Annotated in this window: 16 protein-coding genes, 3 tRNA genes and 1 pseudogene; 7 read left to right on the forward strand and 13 right to left on the reverse strand. The window is 69.0% G+C overall.

Annotation, left to right across the window (positions count from 1 at the left end; translation table 11 throughout):
* A pseudogene (locus EQG76_RS01735) lies at window positions 1–383 on the reverse strand (ornithine cyclodeaminase family protein); the annotation flags it as partial.
* Between the two features lie 145 nt (window positions 384–528).
* Between EQG76_RS01735 and uvsE the strand changes: the two are divergent.
* Window positions 529–1602: a UV DNA damage repair endonuclease UvsE gene (uvsE, locus tag EQG76_RS01740; RefSeq protein WP_235031157.1), complete on the forward strand. Its 1074-nt coding sequence runs from the start codon at window positions 529–531 to the stop codon at window positions 1600–1602.
* 9 nt (window positions 1603–1611) lie between these two features.
* Here the strand turns inward: uvsE and EQG76_RS01745 are convergent, their stop codons facing one another.
* From EQG76_RS01745 to EQG76_RS01755, 3 genes are all read right to left on the reverse strand, one after another.
* On the reverse strand, window positions 1612–2094 hold the full coding sequence (locus tag EQG76_RS01745; RefSeq protein WP_159710053.1) for a YidB family protein: 483 nt from the start codon (window positions 2092–2094) through the stop codon (window positions 1612–1614).
* Window positions 2095–2162: 68 nt separating this feature from the next.
* Window positions 2163–2384, reverse strand: coding sequence for a hypothetical protein (locus EQG76_RS01750; protein ID WP_159710055.1), 222 nt, complete (start codon window positions 2382–2384; stop codon window positions 2163–2165).
* Window positions 2385–2516: 132 nt separating this feature from the next.
* Window positions 2517–2591: transfer RNA gene (locus EQG76_RS01755), tRNA-Gly, on the reverse strand.
* 137 nt (window positions 2592–2728) lie between these two features.
* Between EQG76_RS01755 and EQG76_RS01760 the strand changes: the two genes are divergently transcribed.
* A tRNA-Lys gene (locus tag EQG76_RS01760) sits at window positions 2729–2804 on the forward strand.
* 110 nt (window positions 2805–2914) lie between these two features.
* Here EQG76_RS01760 and EQG76_RS01765 read toward each other — a convergent pair.
* The 7 genes from EQG76_RS01765 to EQG76_RS01795 form a co-directional block, all read right to left on the reverse strand.
* Entirely contained in the window at window positions 2915–3259 is a 345-nt protein-coding gene (locus EQG76_RS01765; protein ID WP_159710057.1) for a winged helix-turn-helix domain-containing protein, read from the reverse strand.
* Between the two features lie 66 nt (window positions 3260–3325).
* On the reverse strand, window positions 3326–4444 hold the full coding sequence (locus tag EQG76_RS01770; RefSeq protein WP_159710059.1) for a DUF1513 domain-containing protein: 1119 nt from the start codon (window positions 4442–4444) through the stop codon (window positions 3326–3328).
* A 2-nt stretch (window positions 4445–4446) separates the two neighbouring features.
* Entirely contained in the window at window positions 4447–5415 is a 969-nt protein-coding gene (locus EQG76_RS01775; RefSeq protein WP_159710061.1) for an imelysin family protein, read from the reverse strand.
* Window positions 5416–5419: 4 nt separating this feature from the next.
* Window positions 5420–6526, reverse strand: coding sequence for a di-heme oxidoredictase family protein (locus EQG76_RS01780; RefSeq protein ID WP_159710063.1), 1107 nt, complete (start codon window positions 6524–6526; stop codon window positions 5420–5422).
* Complete coding sequence (locus tag EQG76_RS01785; RefSeq protein WP_159710065.1) at window positions 6523–7929, reverse strand: multicopper oxidase family protein; 1407 nt, start codon at window positions 7927–7929, stop codon at window positions 6523–6525. Before EQG76_RS01785 ends, EQG76_RS01780 begins: the two co-directional genes overlap by 4 nt.
* 47 nt (window positions 7930–7976) lie before the next feature.
* Entirely contained in the window at window positions 7977–9242 is a 1266-nt protein-coding gene (locus tag EQG76_RS01790) for an imelysin family protein (RefSeq protein ID WP_159710067.1), read from the reverse strand.
* A 216-nt stretch (window positions 9243–9458) separates the two neighbouring features.
* Window positions 9459–9534: transfer RNA gene (locus tag EQG76_RS01795), tRNA-His, on the reverse strand.
* A gap of 251 nt (window positions 9535–9785) precedes the next feature.
* Here EQG76_RS01795 and EQG76_RS01800 point away from each other — a divergent pair.
* Window positions 9786–10124: a P-II family nitrogen regulator gene (locus EQG76_RS01800; protein ID WP_159710069.1), complete on the forward strand. Its 339-nt coding sequence runs from the start codon at window positions 9786–9788 to the stop codon at window positions 10122–10124.
* A gap of 168 nt (window positions 10125–10292) precedes the next feature.
* Here the strand turns inward: EQG76_RS01800 and EQG76_RS01805 are convergent, their stop codons facing one another.
* Window positions 10293–10487, reverse strand: a complete 195-nt coding sequence (locus tag EQG76_RS01805; protein WP_159710071.1) for a DUF2735 domain-containing protein — start codon at window positions 10485–10487, stop codon at window positions 10293–10295.
* 424 nt (window positions 10488–10911) lie between these two features.
* On the opposite strand from EQG76_RS01805, the gene EQG76_RS01810 reads away from it, so the two are divergent.
* The 4 genes from EQG76_RS01810 to parE all read left to right on the forward strand — a co-directional run bounded on the left by EQG76_RS01810 (window position 10912) and on the right by parE (window position 17175).
* On the forward strand, window positions 10912–11952 hold the full coding sequence (locus tag EQG76_RS01810) for a glutamine synthetase beta-grasp domain-containing protein (protein WP_159710073.1): 1041 nt from the start codon (window positions 10912–10914) through the stop codon (window positions 11950–11952).
* A gap of 208 nt (window positions 11953–12160) precedes the next feature.
* Window positions 12161–13555 (forward strand): type I glutamate--ammonia ligase, encoded by a 1395-nt coding sequence (gene glnA, locus EQG76_RS01815; RefSeq protein ID WP_321573426.1) that lies wholly within the window; start codon window positions 12161–12163, stop codon window positions 13553–13555.
* 131 nt (window positions 13556–13686) lie between these two features.
* A complete protein-coding gene (locus EQG76_RS01820) occupies window positions 13687–15093 on the forward strand; it encodes a glutamine synthetase family protein (RefSeq protein WP_159710077.1) in 1407 nt (468 codons plus the stop codon).
* Between the two features lie 111 nt (window positions 15094–15204).
* A complete protein-coding gene (gene parE, locus EQG76_RS01825) occupies window positions 15205–17175 on the forward strand; it encodes a DNA topoisomerase IV subunit B (RefSeq protein ID WP_159710079.1) in 1971 nt (656 codons plus the stop codon).
* Here parE and EQG76_RS01830 read toward each other — a convergent pair.
* A complete protein-coding gene (locus EQG76_RS01830) occupies window positions 17172–17861 on the reverse strand; it encodes an alpha/beta fold hydrolase (RefSeq protein WP_159710081.1) in 690 nt (229 codons plus the stop codon). The two genes, parE and EQG76_RS01830, sit on opposite strands and share 4 nt — an antisense overlap.
* Window positions 17862–17944 lie beyond the last annotated feature (83 nt).

The following is a 17944-nucleotide window of genomic DNA, read 5'->3' on the forward strand; positions in this document are numbered from 1 at the left end:
TACTTGCCGCCCAGCGCGGTCACCGCACCGGTCCGCATCTCAGTGAGGCCGGTGGCGTCCAGGATCGCCAGCGGCCGGCCGGTGCGCGGGTCGAACAGGTTGAGGATGCCGAACTCGGACGGCAGGCCCTGGCGGTGGTTCTCGACATAGTCGCCCACCACCTTGACCCCAGCCAGACCGAGTGGCGCCACATAGCCGCGCAGCACGTTGAAATGGCCGTGGAAGGCCGGGTCGGGCACCAGGTGCATGCGCGGCTCGATCACCGTCTCGCCCCGGCCCTGGGCGCGCAGCCCGCCCTCGACCGCGCCCAGGATCTCCTCGTCGGTCAGCTCCAGTGCGGCGATGTCGGGCCCGTTCAGCCAGGTGATGTAGAGTTCCGCCAAGGACCTGCCTCCTGCCGTTCGTTCCGGACGCCTGTCACCGGACTGCGCCACCCGCACCCAGAAGACAATGGCCGCGTGCCCGCATGGGATCGTCCGCCCGTCTGGCAGGTTGATCGGCGGTCGCCACCGCTGAAAGCTCGAGCCCTTGCCCGTCCAGCCGCACGATAGCGCCCCGCCTGCCCCCGCCCGGCTGGGCTTTCCGGTCAAGGTGATGGCGCGCCCCGACCTCAAGAGCAACGACACGCGCCGCCATGCCAGCGACCCGCACCTGAAGGTCTCGCTCGGCTATGTCGACCAGATCCTGGACCATCTGGAACGCCACCGGATCCGCATGTACCGCCTGTCCTCGGATCTCGCCCCCTATGCCACCCACCCGGACCTGCCGCGCTTTCACGGCATGGTCCGGGAGAGTGCCGCCGAGCTCCGCGCGCTTGGGGCCAAGGCTAGGCGCCTCGACATCCGCCTGTCCTTCCATCCCTCCCAGTTCATCGTGCTGAACAGCCCCGACCCCGACTTGGTCAAGAAGAGCGTCTGGGACCTGACCTCCCAGGCGGAGATGCTGGACCTGATGGAACTGGGGCCGGAGGCGGTGCTGGTGGTCCATGTCGGCGGCACCTATGGCGACCGGATCGCCAGTACCGATCGATGGGCCAGGACCTGGCCCGGCCTGCCCGAGCCGGTGCAACGCCGCCTGGTGCTGGAGCATGACGACCTACGCTTCAGCGCCGCCGACGTGCTGCGCATCCACGCGCAGACCGGGGTGCGCCTGATCTTCGACTACCAGCACTTCTGGTGCCTGAACCCGGAAGGGCTGGAGCTGCGGCCGACCGTGGCAGCGATCCTTAAGACCTGGCCGGAGGGCGTGCGGCCGAAGATCCATTTCTCCTCGCCGCGGACCGAGCTGCGCCAGCTCAAGCGCAAGGTGCCGGGCACCCGCAAGACCGAGCTCGTGCCGGTCCCGCCGGTCTGGACCGGCCATGCCGACTACTGCAACCCGTTCGAGTTCGCGACCTTCATGCGGGCCGTGGCCGGGCTGGAGTTCGACGTGATGCTGGAGGCCAAGGCGAAGGACCTGGCGCTGCTCCGTCTGCGCCCGGACCTCCTGCGCTACGCCCCGGACGTGGCGGCCCGCTTCGGCCTCGACCCGGTCCAGTCGGATGCGCTGGCCGACGAGGAAGCGACGGGTCTGGCCGAGGCGGCCATGCCGGCCGAGGGATGACCCGCCGGCTCAGCCCGGCAGGCGTCCATCCGGCGTGTAGCGGTCCACGGCATCCGGCAGGTCGCGCGTCAGGCGCGCCAGCAGCTCTTCGCGGGACAGGCCGGTCTGCTGGCTGAGCGTCGCCAGCACGTCCGGGCCGATCGCGTGCTCGAGATGCTCGGGGCTCACCGGCCGGTTCGGCCCGCTCGCCACCCACGAGTCGGCCTCCTCGCCGTGGCCGGTCTCCTTGAACCGGTCGATCAGCTCCTTCAGCCCGCCGCTCACCAGTTGGTCACCGCTGCCGGGGCTGCTGCCGGGGCTACTGCCGGAACTGCCGCCGAGCAGCCCGCCGAGCCCGCCCTGCTGCGCAGCACCGGCAGGGTTCTGGCCGCCGCCGGCCGGCTGCCCGCCGGAACCGCCGCTGAACATCTCCGCGAGCTTGTCGCGGTTCTGGTAGCCCGCGATGGCCAGGAGGCCCAACAGGGCGGTCATCGACGGAAAGGCGCGGTTCATCGCCATTCTCCTGCACGGTTGCGAGAGAATCGAAACGCGCGGTGCGATGCCCAGTTCCGCTCCCGGGCTCAACGACCGCGGCGCCGGCCAGCCTGCGGCGGATGCGGCTCCACATGCGGCCGGAACACCTGCCAGCCGAACGCTTCGAGCTGGTCGGCGACCCGCTCGGCGGCATCGTAGCCCGCCATGGTGGACGAGTGGAGCGGCGTGCGCACGAAGCCGTGCAGGGCCCGCGCGATCACGTGAACCAGATGATCACGGCCCACCACTCTCAGGTCCGCGCCACCCATGTCGGAACTGTTCGTCATGCGCCGAGAATACGAGAACAAAACATGAACATCAAGCACCGAACGAAGCAATGCGAGCCGTCTGGCCACGCGGCCGGATCGTCGGGAATCCATGTCGAGGATCGGGGGTAAGGCTGGAGCGGGTGAAGGGAATCGAACCCTCGACACGTAGCTTGGGAAGCTACTGCTCTACCACTGAGCTACACCCGCGCCTGCCCCCTGGATAGCCGGCCGCCGCGGCCGGCGCAACGGCCAGCCGTGCCCGCGCCGAATAAACACGAAGCCCGCCTGCAGGAGGGTGTTGACGCCTTTCGCGCCATCCCCTATTCCGCAGCCACCCCGCCGGTGGGCGCATAGCTCAGTTGGTAGAGCAGCTGACTCTTAATCAGCGGGTCCAAGGTTCGAGTCCTTGTGCGCCCACCATACGGGGGAATATTTGCCGGCAGGACCACAGACGGTTCGGGCATTCCTTCCTGATATACTGCACCGTGACCGGAAGTTGGCTCGGCTCGACTTGGCCGCGACTTCGTGGTTCAGCGTCGTGCAAGCTTGCCGACCAAGCCGCCCATGGTCGCCGCCGCACTCTCTGCCGCTTCCCGTTCCACCTTGCGATAGGCGGCGACCACCGTCTGGCCGAGTTCGGTGAGGTCGGCGCCCCCGCCCTGGGCACCGCCATGGCGCGAGGCCACCAATGGCTCGGTGAACATGCGGTTCAGCTCGTCGACCAGCGACCAGGCACGCTTGTAGGACATGCCCAGGCTCCGCCCGGCAGCGCTGATCGAGCCGGTCTCGGCGATGGCCTCCAATAGCCGGACCTTGCCCGGCCCGATCCGCTCTCCTTCCGGAAAGTCGATCCGCACGCTGATCGCGACCGCCATGCACCCTCACCCCGTCCGTCCGACCACGATCCTGCCCGAACCGGAGGGTGAGCGCACGGCCGGCGGTCAGCCGCGCAGGTGCAGCGGCACCAGGTGATTGTCCCAGGCGAACGCCGCCTGGGCCAGTTCCTGCGTCTCGCCCGAGGGCGCGTCGATCTCGACCAGCCGGCCGGTGCCGCCGCTCGCGACGAAACGACCGGGCGCGCCGGCCGCGGCGACCCCGCAGCCGTCTTCCAGGGCCACCTCATGGTGGATGGCACCATCCTGGTCCAGGATCAGGATGCGGTGCGCCTTTGGGCAGGACACAGCCAGCCAGACGCCGCTCGTGTCGTAGGTGATGCTGCCGGTGTACTGGCGAAGCTCGGCAGCCCGATGCCGCAGCTCGTCCAGGAGCCGGAAGCCACGCCGGTCCAGGATCGCCACCAGCGGCACGGCCGCATCCGCGTCGCCTTGGAACTGGCAGGCGCAGGCGATGTGGCCGCCAGGACTCAGTGAGAGGTGGCGCAGCGAGAGCTGGTGCAGCTGCCCCTCCAGCGGGAAGCGCTCGACCAGCCGGCCGGAGCTGAGATCCATCAGCACGAGCGAGGGCGCCATCGTGTCGAGGTTGAGCTTCAGGCGCTTGCTCTGCGGATGGGTGAGGATGCCGCCCACCGCGACCGCCAGGGTCTTGCCATCCGGCAGCACCGCCACGTCGTGCGGCCCGATGCCGTGGCCCGGCAGCTCGGCCAGCTTGCGAAAGCCCTCGTCCACCGCATAGACCCCGAGCGTGCCGTCGCCGGTGTCGAACTTGTTCTCCGCCGTGATCAGCAGCCGGCCGCTCGGATCGAACGTGCCGTGCCCGGCGAAGTGCCGGTTGGCCTCGGCCTCGAACGTCGCCAGGCGCTCGCCGGTCCGGCTGTGGAACGCCACGGCGAACACGCCCGGGCGCCGGGCGAACACCACCGCCAGCTCCCGGGTCGGGTGGACCGCGAAGCTGTGGCCGCGGGCCGGCAGGTGCAGGGCGAACGGGCTGGCGCCGCCGTCGTCCAACGCTGCCGCCTCGTCGCCGCTCACCGGCTCGGTGCGGCAGCCCAGCCAGCGAGGCGGCGCACCGCCATGCTCGGTGGCCGCGGCCATCGCCAGGACCGGGTCGGCGAACGGCAGGCCCGCCAGGATGGCGAGCGTGGCGCGGCGGGCAAGCTCCATGGTCAGTCTCCGTCCAGGGCGTTGAAGCCGAGGCTGATTCCGATGGCAGGCGCCAGGCGCTCCACCACCAGGAGGCGGAGCTGCTGGACCTCCTTCAGGAGTGCCTCGACCTTGGGCCGGTCGGCCGGATCAGACACTGCCTGGTCGAGCGGCAGGTCGACTGCCGCCAGTGCTGCTTGCGTCCGCTCGAACTGCGCGCGGATCATTGTGTCCAGGGCCGGACCGTCGTCCTGTGCGGCGAGCCTCGCCGCCACGCCGTCCGAAGCGAGATAGACCGCTTTCACCGCGGCGAGGCTGGCCTGGATGGCTGGCAGCGACAGGCCGCTGCGCCATGCCTCCGCTCTCTGTCCGCGCGCCGTGTCGATGTCCAGCCCGAGCGAGCGCGCGATCTTCTCCTGCGAGATCCGGTCCAGGCTGTCGCGCATCGAGATCAGCAGGAGGCGGCGCCGGTCGTTGTCGGAGATACGTGTGGCGGTGAACTCGGCAGCAACGGCCCCGGCCAGCTCGGCCTGGGCATCGCCCACCGCGCGCAGCAGCCGGCAGCCCCCCTGCCCCAGTTCGTCCGTGGCGCTGAACAGCACCTCTTCCGCCATGCCGAGGCCCGAGGCGGCAATACCCTCCGGCTTGCCGCTGCTGAGCGACCGGACGATCTGCCGTCCTGCCGAGCCATGTGGGTCCGGCCAGAACCAGACCCGGCTCGCTAGGTCCGCCGGCACGGCCGGGCCAACCAGCCAGGCCCTGGCCGCCTGCCAGCGCAGCACGAGGTCGCGAAACGCCTCCCTTGCCCGCTCGACCGCCGCCGGGTCGGCCGGGCCAGCCGGTTCGGGACAGACGGCCGAGCCGGCCTGGTCGAACGCGGCGGCCGCCTCCTGCCAGGCGCGCACCGCCGTATTGCCGGGCAGGGCCAGCTCCGCCCCGGCAAAGGCTGGCCAGCCGAGCAGCAGGGCGAGAGCGAGGATCGGGATGCGCATCGCCTCAGAGCCTTTCGAGAAATGCCAGCAGCCTCGCCCGCTCCGCCTCCGGCAGGGCGGCATAGCCGGCGGAAGCGGCCCTGGCGGCACCGTCGTGCCACAGGATTGCCTCTTCCGCATCGCGGGCCCGGCCGTCATGCAGGAGTGGGCGGCCCCCCATGAGGCGCCTTCCTAGCCCCCAGAGCGGTGCTGTGCGCCAGCTGCGGCCCATGCCCGCGTCGCGCTCGTCGCTGGCCAGGCCCACACCCAGGTCGTGCACCCGGAAGTCGGAATAGGGCTGCAGCCCGCCCAGCTCGGGCTGGTGACAGCCGGCGCAGCCGAGGGAGGCGAACAGGTGCAGGCCGTCCGGATCGGGCGGGCCGGCCGGCGCTGGCGGCGGTAGGGAGCGGAGATAGGCCAGCAGGGCCTGGACGATCCCTGGTGCGAGTTCCACGCCGTCCTCCCCATCCCCGCTGCCATGCGGGCCCTGGCGGCAGCCGGACGTTGCCTCGGTGCAATCGCCCCAGGGCTCGGGATGCTCCGTCGTGGACAGGCCCAGGTCCAGCAGCAGCGCCTCGGTCACCGGCTGGGCCAGCGAGGTGTGGGTGGCCTTCAGCCCGAACCCGCCGGGCTCGCCGGCCTCCGCCAGCGCCTGCTCGACCAGGCCCAGTCCGGCCAGGCCCGGTGCCAGGCGCAGCGAGCCGCGGCCGGGCTCCACGGCGGCATCCGGGGCGACCACCTGCGGCACCGGCCGCCGCAACGTGACCGAGGTGCCATCGGCCAGACGTCGCGGCTCGGACCGCCAGCGGACCTCCAGCCGCCCCTCCGGCTCGTGGCCGGGTGCCGCTGCGGTCTGGAGCTGCCGGCCATAGGCCGGATCATCGTCAAAGCGCAGCACCATGCCGGCACCATCCGTCATCCGCCCACCGCCGGCCCCTTCATGACAGCTCGTGCAGGCCCGCGCATTGAACAGGGGGCCCAGCCCGTCGCTCTGCCGATTGGACGCGCCGGCCACTGTCCAGATCCGCCGGAACAGCGCCTTGCCCACGGCAGCGTCCAGGTCGCGGCTGCCGGCCGGGTCCGGGGTGAGCAGGGCTGTGGCCAGGAGCAGCGGGGCGGCCAGCCACCTCATGCGATCCGGAACCAGCCCATCATGCCGGTCTCCTGGTGCTCGATGACGTGGCAGTGGAGCATCCAGTCCCCGGGATTGTCGGCGGCGAATGCGATCCGGGTCCGGTCGCGCGGGCCCAGCAGCACCGTGTCGGCGCGCTGGCCAACGGCACCCTGCCTGGGATCGAGTACCTGGAAGGTCAGCCCGTGCAGATGGATCGGATGCTGGTACTGCGTGGCATTGACCAGTTCGATCACGTAGCTGCGCCCAAGCGCCAGCTCGAACAGCGGCGGCAGTGCCCGGTGGCCCTGCTCCGGCCAGCTCCTGCGGTCGATCGCCCAGTACGTGGCGGCACTCAGGCAGAGATTGTCGGCCAGCCGCAGCACCTGGCCGTCGCCCAGCACGATCTCGCTGGCGATCGCCGTGGCCTGGAAGGTCAGCCGGAGCTTTTCCGCACGGGCCAGGTCGGGCTCGGCAAAGTTCGAGGGGCGCAGTGCCGCCGGGGCAAACGGCCGATCCGGCCGTGCCGGGCCGGTGCCGCGCAGCCGGGCGAGCGGCACGGGCTCGGGCGCGAAATAGTCGTAGAGCACTGCCTCCTGGCCAGGCCCCGGGGCGCGCAGCGTTACGTCCAGGCGCATGGCCGGGCCCAGCCGCCAGCTCGTCAGCGGCACCGGCGGCAGGCCATTGCCGTCCGTCGCGATCACCGCCGCCTCGGCACCCTCCACGCCCAGCTCGGCGATCCGCGTGGCGTCGACATTGAGGATGCGCAGGCGCACGTCGCCGCCGGCCGGCACGTCCAGGACCGGCACCACCCGATCGTTGACGGTGCGCAGCCGGCCGAACGTGCCGGACTTTGCCGCGGCCGCATCGCTGGTGAACGGGGTGAAGGCGCCTGCCGCGTCGATCCGCCAGTCGCGCAGCACCAAGACCCGCTCGGCATCATGCGGCACCACCTCGTCGCCCTCGACGATCAGGACGCCCGCGAGTCCACGGCTGAGCTGCTCGATCGTGTTGCAATGGGTGTGGAAGAAGAACGTCCCGGTGTCGGGCGGGACGAACGCGTAGTCGAAGCCCTGCCCCGGCGCCACCGGCTCCTGGGTGAGGTAGGGCACGCCGTCCATGGCGTTAGGCACACGGATGCCGTGCCAATGGATCGAGATGGGCTCCGGCAGCCGGTTCTCCAGCCGCGCCCGCAGCCGCTCGCCCCGGCGCAGCCGGATCACCGGCAATGGCTCGTCGGCGAATGTCCAGGCCGCGACCTCCGGCCCGTCGCCCGAGGGGACCCGGATCCGCCGCTCGGCTGCCACCAAGCGCCGGATGACACTGCCCTCCCCGGCCACCGCCAGGCGGGGCGTGCATGGCCGTGCCAGCGTCGCCACAGCCGTTGCGGTGCCCAGCAGCAGCGCGCGTCGTCCGATCCGCATGCCTGCCCCTTGCTGCTCAGGGCTGAACCGGCCCAGAGACGGCCAGCTCAGGGTGCCACGGCACCCGGATTGTCCAGGCTGTCCGAGCCTTCGACTGTGACGCTGACGCCCAGTGCCGCCACCACCTCCTCGACCGCCCGGGTCTGCGCCACCAGCGCGTCGATGGCTTCTTGGAGCATGGCGTTGCCCTCGGCATTCTCGGCCGCCAGCATCTGGTCGTAGGCCATCCTGCCGCTCTCGGCACTCTCGCGGATCACCTCGAGCTTCGCGGTCGTCTCGGCCATGCGGTCCTGGACGAGCCTGGCGGCCTCCGGCGCCTTCTCCTCGGCGAGCGCGTTCACCGACGGGCCGGACACGACGCTGCCGTCCAGGCGCTGATAGCTGCCGTTCCACAGCGCCACCATGCCGACCTGGTCGTAGAAGTGCGAGTTGTGGGTGTTGTCCGAGAAGCAGTCATGCTCCTCCTCAGGGTCGTTCAGCAGCAGGCCGAGCTTCATCCGCTCGCCGGCCAGCTCGCCATAGGACAGGGAGCCGATGCCGGTCAGGATCCGGCCGATCCCGGCTTCGGGTCCGACGCTGATCAGGTCGGCCCGCGCCGCCCCGCCATCCCGCCAGCTCGCCGCCATGTCCTGGAGGTCACTGACGAGCAGGTCGGTCACGGCCTCGAGATAGGCGCGGCGCCGGTCGCAATTGCCGCCGGTGCAGTGGGTCAGGCTGTAGTCGGTCCAGGGTCGCACGCCTGTACCCGGGCCGGTGCCGTTCAGGTCTTGGCCCCAGAGCAGGAACTCAATCGCATGGTAGCCAGTCGCGACGTTCTTCTCGACGTCGAGTGCCTCCTGGAGATGGTCCGCCAGCAGAGCCGGCGTGATCTCGCGCGCGTCGACCTGCTCGCGGCCCACCCGCAGGGCCGGCGACGCCACCACGTTCAGCAGGTAGAGCGGGTTCTCGTCGGAACTTTCGCCATAGGAGGGGTCGACATAGTCGATTAGGCCCTCGTCCAGCGGCCAGGCGTTTACCTTGCCTTCCCACTCGTCCACCAGCGGGTTGCCGAAGCGCAGGCCCTCGGTCTGCTGGTAGGGTGCCCGGGCGGCCACCCATGCCTCCTTGGCGGCAGCCTGGGTCTCTGCGGATGGCTCGGCTAGGAAGGCGCTGACTGCCGCCTGCAGTTCCTCGGCACTCGCCAGCGCATCCGCATACATCGCCTCGGCGATGTCGGCATACGTGCTGACCACGTCGGCCGGCTCGACCGCCTGGGCCGGCAGGGAGAGGATCATCGCCGTCGCGGTGACCGAATACACGAGCGAGCGACCCATTGAGCGTTCCCCAGGCGAAGCACGTAGCGGTACAGGCAGGCAAACAACTGCCCGTTCTCGCCGTTTCGCACTGCGCAGCGGCCGTGACAACTCGATCCCAGCAGTCGATCGAATTGGAACTATTCGAATCTGCGGAGGGTCCTGGCCGAGGGGGTGCCCGATGACACCCGGCCGCGGATCCCGCTGCTGGGATCAAGGCCGTGATCTGGAGGAGGATGGGGCGAGCGACCGGACTCGAACCGGCGACATCCAGGACCACAACCTAGCGCTCTACCGACTGAGCTACGCCCGCCATCCGCGGCGCTGAATGCCTCGTGCTGGCCGCTTCGTCAAGCGCCGCGCGCATTGCGCGGTGAACGTCAGCCAATCGGAGCGGGCTGCCTGTTTCTTGACCATGTGTGCCCATATCCAGGCATCGGGTGGGAGGGACCGCATATCACCTGCCAGGGGGGCCTGTTGGCACGTGTCGTGCATGACCCTTCCCCGAGCAATGTTGGTGTGGGAAGTTCGCTCGCCAGCGTTCGTCGTGGAGAAAGTCGCGCAATGAAGAAGATCGAAGCCGTCATCAAGCCGTTCAAGCTGGACGAGGTCAAGGAAGCCCTCCAGGAGATCGGCCTGAAGGGCATGACCGTGACGGAAGTGAAGGGCTTCGGGCGCCAGAAGGGGCACACGGAACTGTATCGCGGGGCGGAGTACGTCGTCGACTTCCTGCCCAAGGTGAAGATCGAGGTCGTGGTCGACGACCAGCTCGCCGAGCGGGCGGTCGAGGCCATCCAGCAGGCTGCCAAAACCGACCGGATCGGCGATGGCAAGATCTTCGTCTACTCCGTAGAAGACGCGGTGCGGATCCGCACCGGCGAGCGCGGCAACGACGCACTCTGACCAAACCCTCCTAACGCCTGCCTGCTCATGGAGCAGGCAGCACCGGACCTGCCGGCCCGTCCGATCGGCACCCGACCAAACGGGGCCGGCAGTTTCGCTGTCTGGAAATGCTGCCGCATCAGCGCTCTTACCTTGCGAGCGCCAGCCGAAGCCGGCTGCGTCCGCCGTTCAGTGCTTGCGCGCCTTGGCCGCTTCCTGAACCGCAGCCTCATGGTACCAGCTGTCAAACGCGGCGATCGCCACCCGCTCGCTCTTGGCCTCGGTCTTCGGCTCGAGGTCGGCGGATTGCCCCTCCAGCGCGTTCCTGCCGCGCCTGGGGAAGGCGTAGATGATGGCGGACGGCCGGTCGGCGCTTCCAGCCATGACGGTCACTCCATTCCGGCTGCGAGTGTCGGTAGGTCATACATAATGAGTCGCAGCCGGTTTTGCACCCTCATTATCCAATCTGCCCGATTTGGCGACACTAGTTGCACAATCGTTGATCACCCGGGTGGGCATGCTGTTCTTGAACGCATTGCCGAGCGGCAAGTCGTCCATCGTCCCCTGTGCCGACCGCATCCGTTGCCGGGACCTATCCTGCCCGCGACAGCGGCATCCACAACGCGTTTCCGGCGGGGCGGCGCGTCCGGCCGCCTGTGCAACACGACAGAAGCGACGAGGTTGCATGCCGGCGCGCGGAGATTGGCACGCATTGTGCTTATGAACTGCTCAGCCGTTGGCGCCCGGCAGGCAGCTGCCGCAGCCACCAGAACGTCACCGTCGCTTCATTCGCTTTGAGAGGGCCACAATGACCAAGTACAAGCTGGAGTATATCTGGCTCGACGGCTACACGCCGGTGCCGAATCTGCGTGGCAAGACGCAGATCAAGGAGTTCGGCAGCTTCCCGACTCTGGAGCAGTTGCCGCTCTGGGGCTTCGACGGCAGCTCCACACTGCAGGCCGAGGGCCACAGCTCCGACTGCGTGCTCAAGCCGGTCCGCGTGTTCCCCGACCCGCAGCGCACCAACGGTGTGCTGGTGCTCTGCGAGGTCATGATGCCGGACGGCGAGACGCCCCATCCGTCGAACAAGCGGGCGACCATCCTCGACGACGACGGCGCCTGGTTCGGCTTCGAGCAGGAATATTTCTTCTACAAGAACGGCCGCCCGCTGGGCTTTCCCGAGCAGGGCTACCCGGCCCCGCAGGGCCCCTACTACACGGGCGTCGGCTACAAGAATGTCGGCGACATCGCGCGCACCATCGTCGAGGAGCATCTCGACGTGTGCCTAGCCGCCGGCATCAACCACGAGGGCATCAACGCCGAGGTGGCCAAGGGCCAGTGGGAGTTCCAGATCTTCGGCAAAGGCTCCAGGCGTGCCGCCGACGAGATGTGGATCGCCCGCTACCTGCTCCTGCGGATGACCGAGAAGTACGGCATTGACATCGAGTTCCACTGCAAGCCGCTGGGCGACACCGACTGGAACGGGTCGGGCATGCACTGCAACTTCTCGACCGCCTACATGCGCGAGGTCGGCGGCAAGGCCTATTTCGAGCAGCTCATGGCGGCCTTCGAGGCCAATCTCGACGACCACATCGCGGTCTACGGCCCCGACAACCACATGCGCCTGACCGGCAAGCATGAGACGGCCCCGTGGAACAAGTTCAGCTACGGCGTGGCCGACCGTGGCGCCTCGATCCGGGTGCCGCATAGCTTCGTGCGCAACGGCTACCGGGGCTATCTGGAGGATCGCCGCCCGAACTCCCAGGGCGACCCCTACCAGATCGCCTCGCAGATCCTAAAGACCATCGCCTCCGTCCCGACCGAGGCGGAGGTGGCCGCGGCCGCCTGAGGCCGCAGACTGGCCGGGGATGCCCTGTCGGCATCCCCACCTTCTCAAAGATGCGGGCGCTGCATAGAAGGGCTCCCGTACCGCCGGGAACGACGCAGGAACGTCCGGGCGGAGCGCCGGACGACGGAAATCAGGGCGGTTACCGCGCAGCCGCCCGCAATGGAAGGCATGTAGGATGACGCTTGGTTGCAAGACGTCCGCGGATGTCATGAAGGCCATCAAGGACCACGGCGTCCAGATGATCGACGTCCGCCTGACGGATGTCCCCGGCACCTGGCAGCATATCAGCTATCCCGCCGCGATCTTCGAACAGGACCAGATCGAGGAAGGGCTGGGCTTCGACGGCTCCTCGGTCCGCGGCTTCCGGACGATCGAATCGTCCGACATGCTGCTGATGCCTGATCCGACCACCGCCTTCATCGACCCGTTCTACGAGCACAAGACGCTGGTGATGATCGCCGACGTGGTCGACCCGGTCACCGGCGAGTTCTACAGCCGCGACCCGCGCGGCATCGCCAAGAAGGCGGAAGCCTACCTTCAGTCGACCGGCATCGGCGACAAGGCGTTCTTCGGGCCCGAGGCCGAGTTCTTCGTGTTCGACAACGTCCAGTTCGGCCAGGACATCAATTCCGGCTCCTACCTCGTCGACAGCGTCGAAGGCTGGTGGAACATGCGCCGGGCCGAGGGCCCGAACCTCGGCTACAAGATTCGGCCGAAGGAAGGCTACTTCCCCTGCGCGCCCACCGACACGCTGCAGGACCTGCGCGCGCGCATGGCACTTACCATGATCGACATCGGCCTGACGGTCGAATGCCAGCATCACGAGGTGGCGACCGCCGGCCAGTGCGAGATCGACATGAAGTTCGATACGCTGCTGGCGATGGCCGACCACCAGATGAAGTACAAATATGTCGTGAAGAACGAGGCGGCCAAGGCCGGCAAGTCCGCGACGTTCATGCCCAAGCCGCTCTACGGCGATAACGGCTCCGGCATGCACTGCCACCAGTCGATCTGGAGCGAGGGCAAGCCCTTGTTCGCGGGCGACAAGGAGCACGGCCTGTCCGACCTGTGCCGGTGGTACATCGGCGGCCTGCTCAAGCACGCGCCGGCGATCCTGGCCTTTGCCGCGCCCACCACCAACTCCTACCGCCGCCTGGTGCCGGGCTACGAGGCGCCGGTGAATCTGGCCTGGTCCGCGCGCAACCGCTCGGCCGCCTGCCGCATCCCGATGTACTCGAACAGCCCCAAGGCCAAGCGCGTCGAGTTCCGCTGCCCCGACCCGTCCTGCAACCCCTATATCGCCTTCTCGGCCATGCTGATGGCCGGCCTGGACGGTATCCGGAACAAGATCGACCCGGGCGAGGCCACCGACAAGAACATCTACGACCTGCCGCCGGAAGAACTGGCGCACATCCCGACCGTGCCGGGCTCGCTCGGTGCTGCCCTGGATGCCCTCGCCGCCGACCACGAGTTCCTGATGGAAGGCGACGTGTTCACCAAGGACTTCATCGACAACTACATCGCGATGAAGCGGGCCAACGAGGTCGAGGCGATGGCGCTGCGCCCGCACCCGTACGAGTTCGTGCTCTACTACGACTGCTGAGCGGCCGAGCCTGCCGGCAGCGCAAACTGGGGCGGCCCGCTCGGGCTGCCCCTTTTTCTTTGCCGTGAGAATGGCTACTCGGACGGCAACGAGCGTGCGTCGGCACCATGGGGTGCCGGGAGGCAGTACTGTTGTCCGATGTCGAGCCCCTGATGCAGGCGATCGCGGAGCACCGCGTCCGCATCTGCAACCTGCGCTTCACCGACCTTCTGGGCCATGTCCGGCAGGTCTCGATCGAGACCAGCGCACTGAACCCTGCCCTGTTCAGCGAGGGCCTGGCGATCGACGGCTCCGGAATCCCGGGCTGGCACGCCCCCACCGAGCCGGACCCGGTGCTGCTTCCCGATCCCGGTTCCTGGTTCATCGACCCGTCCGCTGCCCAGCCGACCCTGGTCGTGTTCTGCAGCGCCATGGAGGCCGGCACCGGCCATGCCTACGACGCCTGCCCGCGCAGCACGCTGGCCCGCACGATCGATCAGGTCGGCCGCCGGCTCGGCGCCGACCGGCTACAGATCGGCATGGAACTGGGCTTCTCCTTGTTCGACGACGCACAGTTCGACGACGAGCCCTACCGGGTCGGCTATCGGCTGAGCGCCATGGAGGCGCCGTGCGCCGCCGGCACCGCACTTGCCGGCGGCAATTCCGGCCATCGGCCCCTGCCCCGGCGCGCCGCCTTCGCGGCTCCGCCGGCCGATCACTTCTCCGACCTGCGCAGCGAGGTGGCGACCATCCTGGCCGGCTGCGGCATTCCGGGCGTGACCCATGGTCATGGCCGTGGCGCCTGCCAGCACGTGCTGGTCCTGCCGCACGCGGACGCACTGGTGGCGGCCGACCGGCTGCAGCTCGCCCGCTATGTCGTGCGCAGCGTGGCCGCCGGCTATGGCAAGACCGCGACCTTCGTGCCCAAGCCCGCGCGTGACGAGCACGGCGTCGACTTGGTGCTCTCGGTGGCGGCGTTCAGCGGGGCCAGGCCCTTGTTCCACGGCTCGGAGTATGCCGACCTGAGCCCGCTCTGCCTGTCCTTCATGGCGGGCATCCTGGACCATGCCCGGCCGCTTGCGGCCTTCACCAACCCGTCGACCAACTCGTACCGGCGGCTGCGCCCCGGCGAGGAGGTGCCGACCGTGCTGGCCTATGCCGCCAACAACCGTACCGCAGCAGTGCGCATCCCGCTGGCCGCCCGGCCTGATCAGAAGCGGCTGGAGCTGCGCTTTCCCGATCCGCTGGCCGATCCCTACCTCGCGATCGCGGCGGTGCTGTGCGCCGGCCGGGACGGCGTGGAGCGCAGGCTCGAGCCAGATGACCCGCTCGACCGCAACCTCTACGACCTGCCGGCCGAGGAGCCCGCACTCCGCCATCTGCCGCGCAGCCTGGACGAGGCGCTGGACGAGCTGGAGCGGGCCCGGGCCCTGTTCACCACGGACGAGGCGTTCTGCACGCGCATGGTCGACACCTATCTGGCGCTCAAGCGTGCCGAGGCCGACGAGGTCGCCTCCGTACCGCACCCGGCCGAGCTGCGGCTCTACTGGTCGAACTGATCTGCCCGGCTTGACGTCGCCCCGGCTGGTACGCTTCTTGCGCAGGGGATCCGCACCGCGGCCCGTTCTACCCCTGATGGATCGGCCCGTTCTGGCCGGTCGGAAACGAGCATGAGCGATCTGTTCGAGACGAAGAGCAGCGATCCGCGCGGCGACTATACCGCGCACGACATCGAGGTACTGGAAGGCCTGGAACCGGTGCGCCGCCGGCCCGGCATGTATATCGGCGGCACCGACGAGCGGGCGCTGCATCACCTGGTGGCCGAGGTCCTGGACAATGCCATGGACGAGGCGGTGGCCGGCTATGCCGACCGGATCGAGCTGATCCTGGAGAGCGCCACCCGGGTCACCGTCCGCGACAATGGCCGCGGCATCCCGATCGACCCGCACCCCAAGTTCCCCGACAAGTCGGCGCTGGAAGTAATCCTGACCACGCTCCATTCGGGCGGGAAATTCTCGAGCAAGGCCTATCAGACCTCGGGCGGTCTGCACGGCGTGGGCGTGTCCGTGGTCAATGCGCTCTCGTCCGAGCTGGTCGTGGAGGTCGCCCGCGACCGTAAGTTGTACCGGCAGGTCTATTCCCGCGGCACGCCGCAAGGTGGCGTGGAGAATGGCGGCAACGCGCCCAACCGGCGCGGCACCACGATCACCTTCGCCCCGGACACGGAGATCTTCGGCGAGGACGCCACCTTCTCGGCGGCGATGCTGCACCGCATGGCGCGCAGCAAGGCCTATTTGTTCAAGGGCGTGGAGATCCGCTGGTCCTGCACGGCGGAGCTGGCCGAGCGCGGCAAGGTGCCGGCCAGCGAGACCTTCCACTTCCCCAACGGCCTGGCCGACTTCCTGGAGGCGCAGCTGGAAGGCCGTGAGCGCGTAGTCGACGACGCGTTCTCCGGCGAGGCGGACCTGCCGGAAGCCAGCGGCCGGATCGAGTGGGCGGTGGCCTGGCCGCTGGACGAGGAGGGCTATGAGGGGTTCTACTGCAACACGATCCCGACCCCTTTGGGCGGCACGCATGAGCAGGGCCTGCGCGGGGCGCTGCTCAAGGGCATCAAGGCCCATGCCGACCGGATCGGGGCCGGCAAGCGCGCGGCCAGCCTGATCGCCGAGGACGTGCAGGGCAGTGCCGTCATGATGCTGTCCGCCTTCATCCCGCAGCCGCAGTTCCAGGGCCAGACCAAGGAGCGGCTGGTTTCTGCCCAGATCACCCGGCCGATCGAGAACCGGCTCAAAGACCGGTTCGAGACCTGGCTGGCCTCCCATCCGGCCGCCGCCAGCCGGCTGCTCGACCATGTCTGCGAGCGCGCCGACGAGCGCCTGGCCCGCAAGAAGCAGAAGGACGTCCAGCGCAAGAGCGAGACCCGCCGGCTGCGCCTGCCGGGCAAGCTCGCCGACTGCTCCCGGGAAGGCCGGGACGGCACCGAGATCTTCCTGGTGGAAGGCGACAGTGCCGGGGGCTCGGCCAAGCAGGCGCGCAATCGCGACACCCAGGCGATCCTGCCGCTGCGCGGCAAGATCCTGAACGTCGCTTCGGCCACCGCCGACAAGCTCGCCCAGAACAAGGAGCTGGTCGACCTGGTCACGGCACTGGGCTGCGGCTCGGGCAAGCAGTTCCGCTCCGACGACCTGCGCTACGACAAGGTGGTCATCATGACCGATGCCGACGTCGACGGCGCGCACATCGCCGCCCTGCTCATGACCTTCTTCTATCGGGAGATGAGCAAGCTCATCGAGACCGGCCATCTCTATCTGGCCCAGCCGCCGCTCTACCGGCTCTCGCACGGCAGCACGATCGCCTATGCCCGCGACGACAAGGACAAGGAGCGGATCCTGGCGACGGTGTTCAAGAACAAGAAGAACGTCGAGATCGGCCGCTTTAAGGGCTTGGGCGAGATGAACCCCAGCCAGCTCAAGGAGACCACCATGGATCCGGCCAAGCGGCGGATGATCCGGGTGGCCCTGGAGGACGTCGCCGGGAAGACGACCGGGCAGCTCGTCGAGCAGTTGATGGGCCGCAAGCCCGAGCTGCGCCTGGCCTTCATCCAGGAGAATGCGGCGAGCGTCGCCGAGCTGGACGTCTAGCGCCGCAGCCAGGTCCTGAGCGCGTCGGTCACCGCGTCCGGCCGCTCCAGTGGTGCCAGATGGCCACAGCCGCCGAGGATGACGAGATCCGCGTCCGGGATCGCCCGCGCCATGGCGATATGACCTTCCGGCACGGTGAGCTGGTCCTCCGACCCGCACAGGACCAGGGTCGGGCAGCCGATCTGCCCCAGCAGCGGGCGCATGTCCCGGCGGTCGGCGATCGCTTTCTGCTGGCGGCCGAACGCTTCGGCCCCGGTATGGCGTGCCATCTCCGCCAGCAGGTCCAGGTTCTCCCTCGTGCGGTTGCGCGGGGCGAGCCAGCCCTGGCCCAGTTCCGCCGCGATCGCCTCGAACCGCCCGGCCGCCGCCTCGGCCGCCTGCTGCATGCGCCGGCTGCGGATCTCCACCGTGTCCGGCTCGGCTCGGGTGCAGGTGAGTGCCAGCCGCTCCACGCGGGCGGGTGCGCGCGCGGCCACCTCCTGGGCGAGATAGCCGCCCATCGACAGGCCGACCAGGGCGAAGCTGCCCGGCACCTCGTCCAACAGCCGCTCGGCCATGGCCGCATAGTTGTCGTCGCGCCGATGGTCGAACACGCGCACCTCGTGCTCCCCGTCGAGGGCCTCGACTTGGAACTGCCAAAGTCGCGGGCTGCACAAAAGCCCAGGTACAAGGATGATCTTCGTCATCGGTCAACTCCCGCGCAGGCGCCTGCTCATTCCTGCAGCGATCCGGAGCCGGATTCCAGGGGGATCGGGGCGCTCCGACCGGG

Source organism: Geminicoccus flavidas, assembly GCF_009806515.1.
Lineage (GTDB): Bacteria > Pseudomonadota > Alphaproteobacteria > Geminicoccales > Geminicoccaceae > Geminicoccus > Geminicoccus flavidus.

Bases quoted from the DNA above. Each gene is read 5' to 3' on its own strand.
- EQG76_RS01745 (WP_159710053.1), bottom strand. From the start codon at position 2,094: ATGAACCGCGCCTTTCCGTCGATGACCGCCCTGTTGGGCCTCCTGGCC.
- EQG76_RS01750 (WP_159710055.1), bottom strand. From the start codon at position 2,384: ATGGGTGGCGCGGACCTGAGAGTGGTGGGCCGTGATCATCTGGTTCAC.
- EQG76_RS01765 (WP_159710057.1), bottom strand. From the start codon at position 3,259: ATGGCGGTCGCGATCAGCGTGCGGATCGACTTTCCGGAAGGAGAGCGG.
- EQG76_RS01770 (WP_159710059.1), bottom strand. From the start codon at position 4,444: ATGGAGCTTGCCCGCCGCGCCACGCTCGCCATCCTGGCGGGCCTGCCG.
- EQG76_RS01775 (WP_159710061.1), bottom strand. From the start codon at position 5,415: ATGCGCATCCCGATCCTCGCTCTCGCCCTGCTGCTCGGCTGGCCAGCC.
- EQG76_RS01780 (WP_159710063.1), bottom strand. From the start codon at position 6,526: ATGAGGTGGCTGGCCGCCCCGCTGCTCCTGGCCACAGCCCTGCTCACC.
- EQG76_RS01785 (WP_159710065.1), bottom strand. From the start codon at position 7,929: ATGCGGATCGGACGACGCGCGCTGCTGCTGGGCACCGCAACGGCTGTG.
- EQG76_RS01790 (WP_159710067.1), bottom strand. From the start codon at position 9,242: ATGGGTCGCTCGCTCGTGTATTCGGTCACCGCGACGGCGATGATCCTC.
- EQG76_RS01800 (WP_159710069.1), top strand. From the start codon at position 9,786: ATGAAGAAGATCGAAGCCGTCATCAAGCCGTTCAAGCTGGACGAGGTC.
- EQG76_RS01805 (WP_159710071.1), bottom strand. From the start codon at position 10,487: ATGGCTGGAAGCGCCGACCGGCCGTCCGCCATCATCTACGCCTTCCCC.
- EQG76_RS01810 (WP_159710073.1), top strand. From the start codon at position 10,912: ATGACCAAGTACAAGCTGGAGTATATCTGGCTCGACGGCTACACGCCG.
- glnA (WP_321573426.1), top strand. From the start codon at position 12,161: ATGAAGGCCATCAAGGACCACGGCGTCCAGATGATCGACGTCCGCCTG.
- parE (WP_159710079.1), top strand. From the start codon at position 15,205: ATGAGCGATCTGTTCGAGACGAAGAGCAGCGATCCGCGCGGCGACTAT.
- EQG76_RS01830 (WP_159710081.1), bottom strand. From the start codon at position 17,861: ATGACGAAGATCATCCTTGTACCTGGGCTTTTGTGCAGCCCGCGACTT.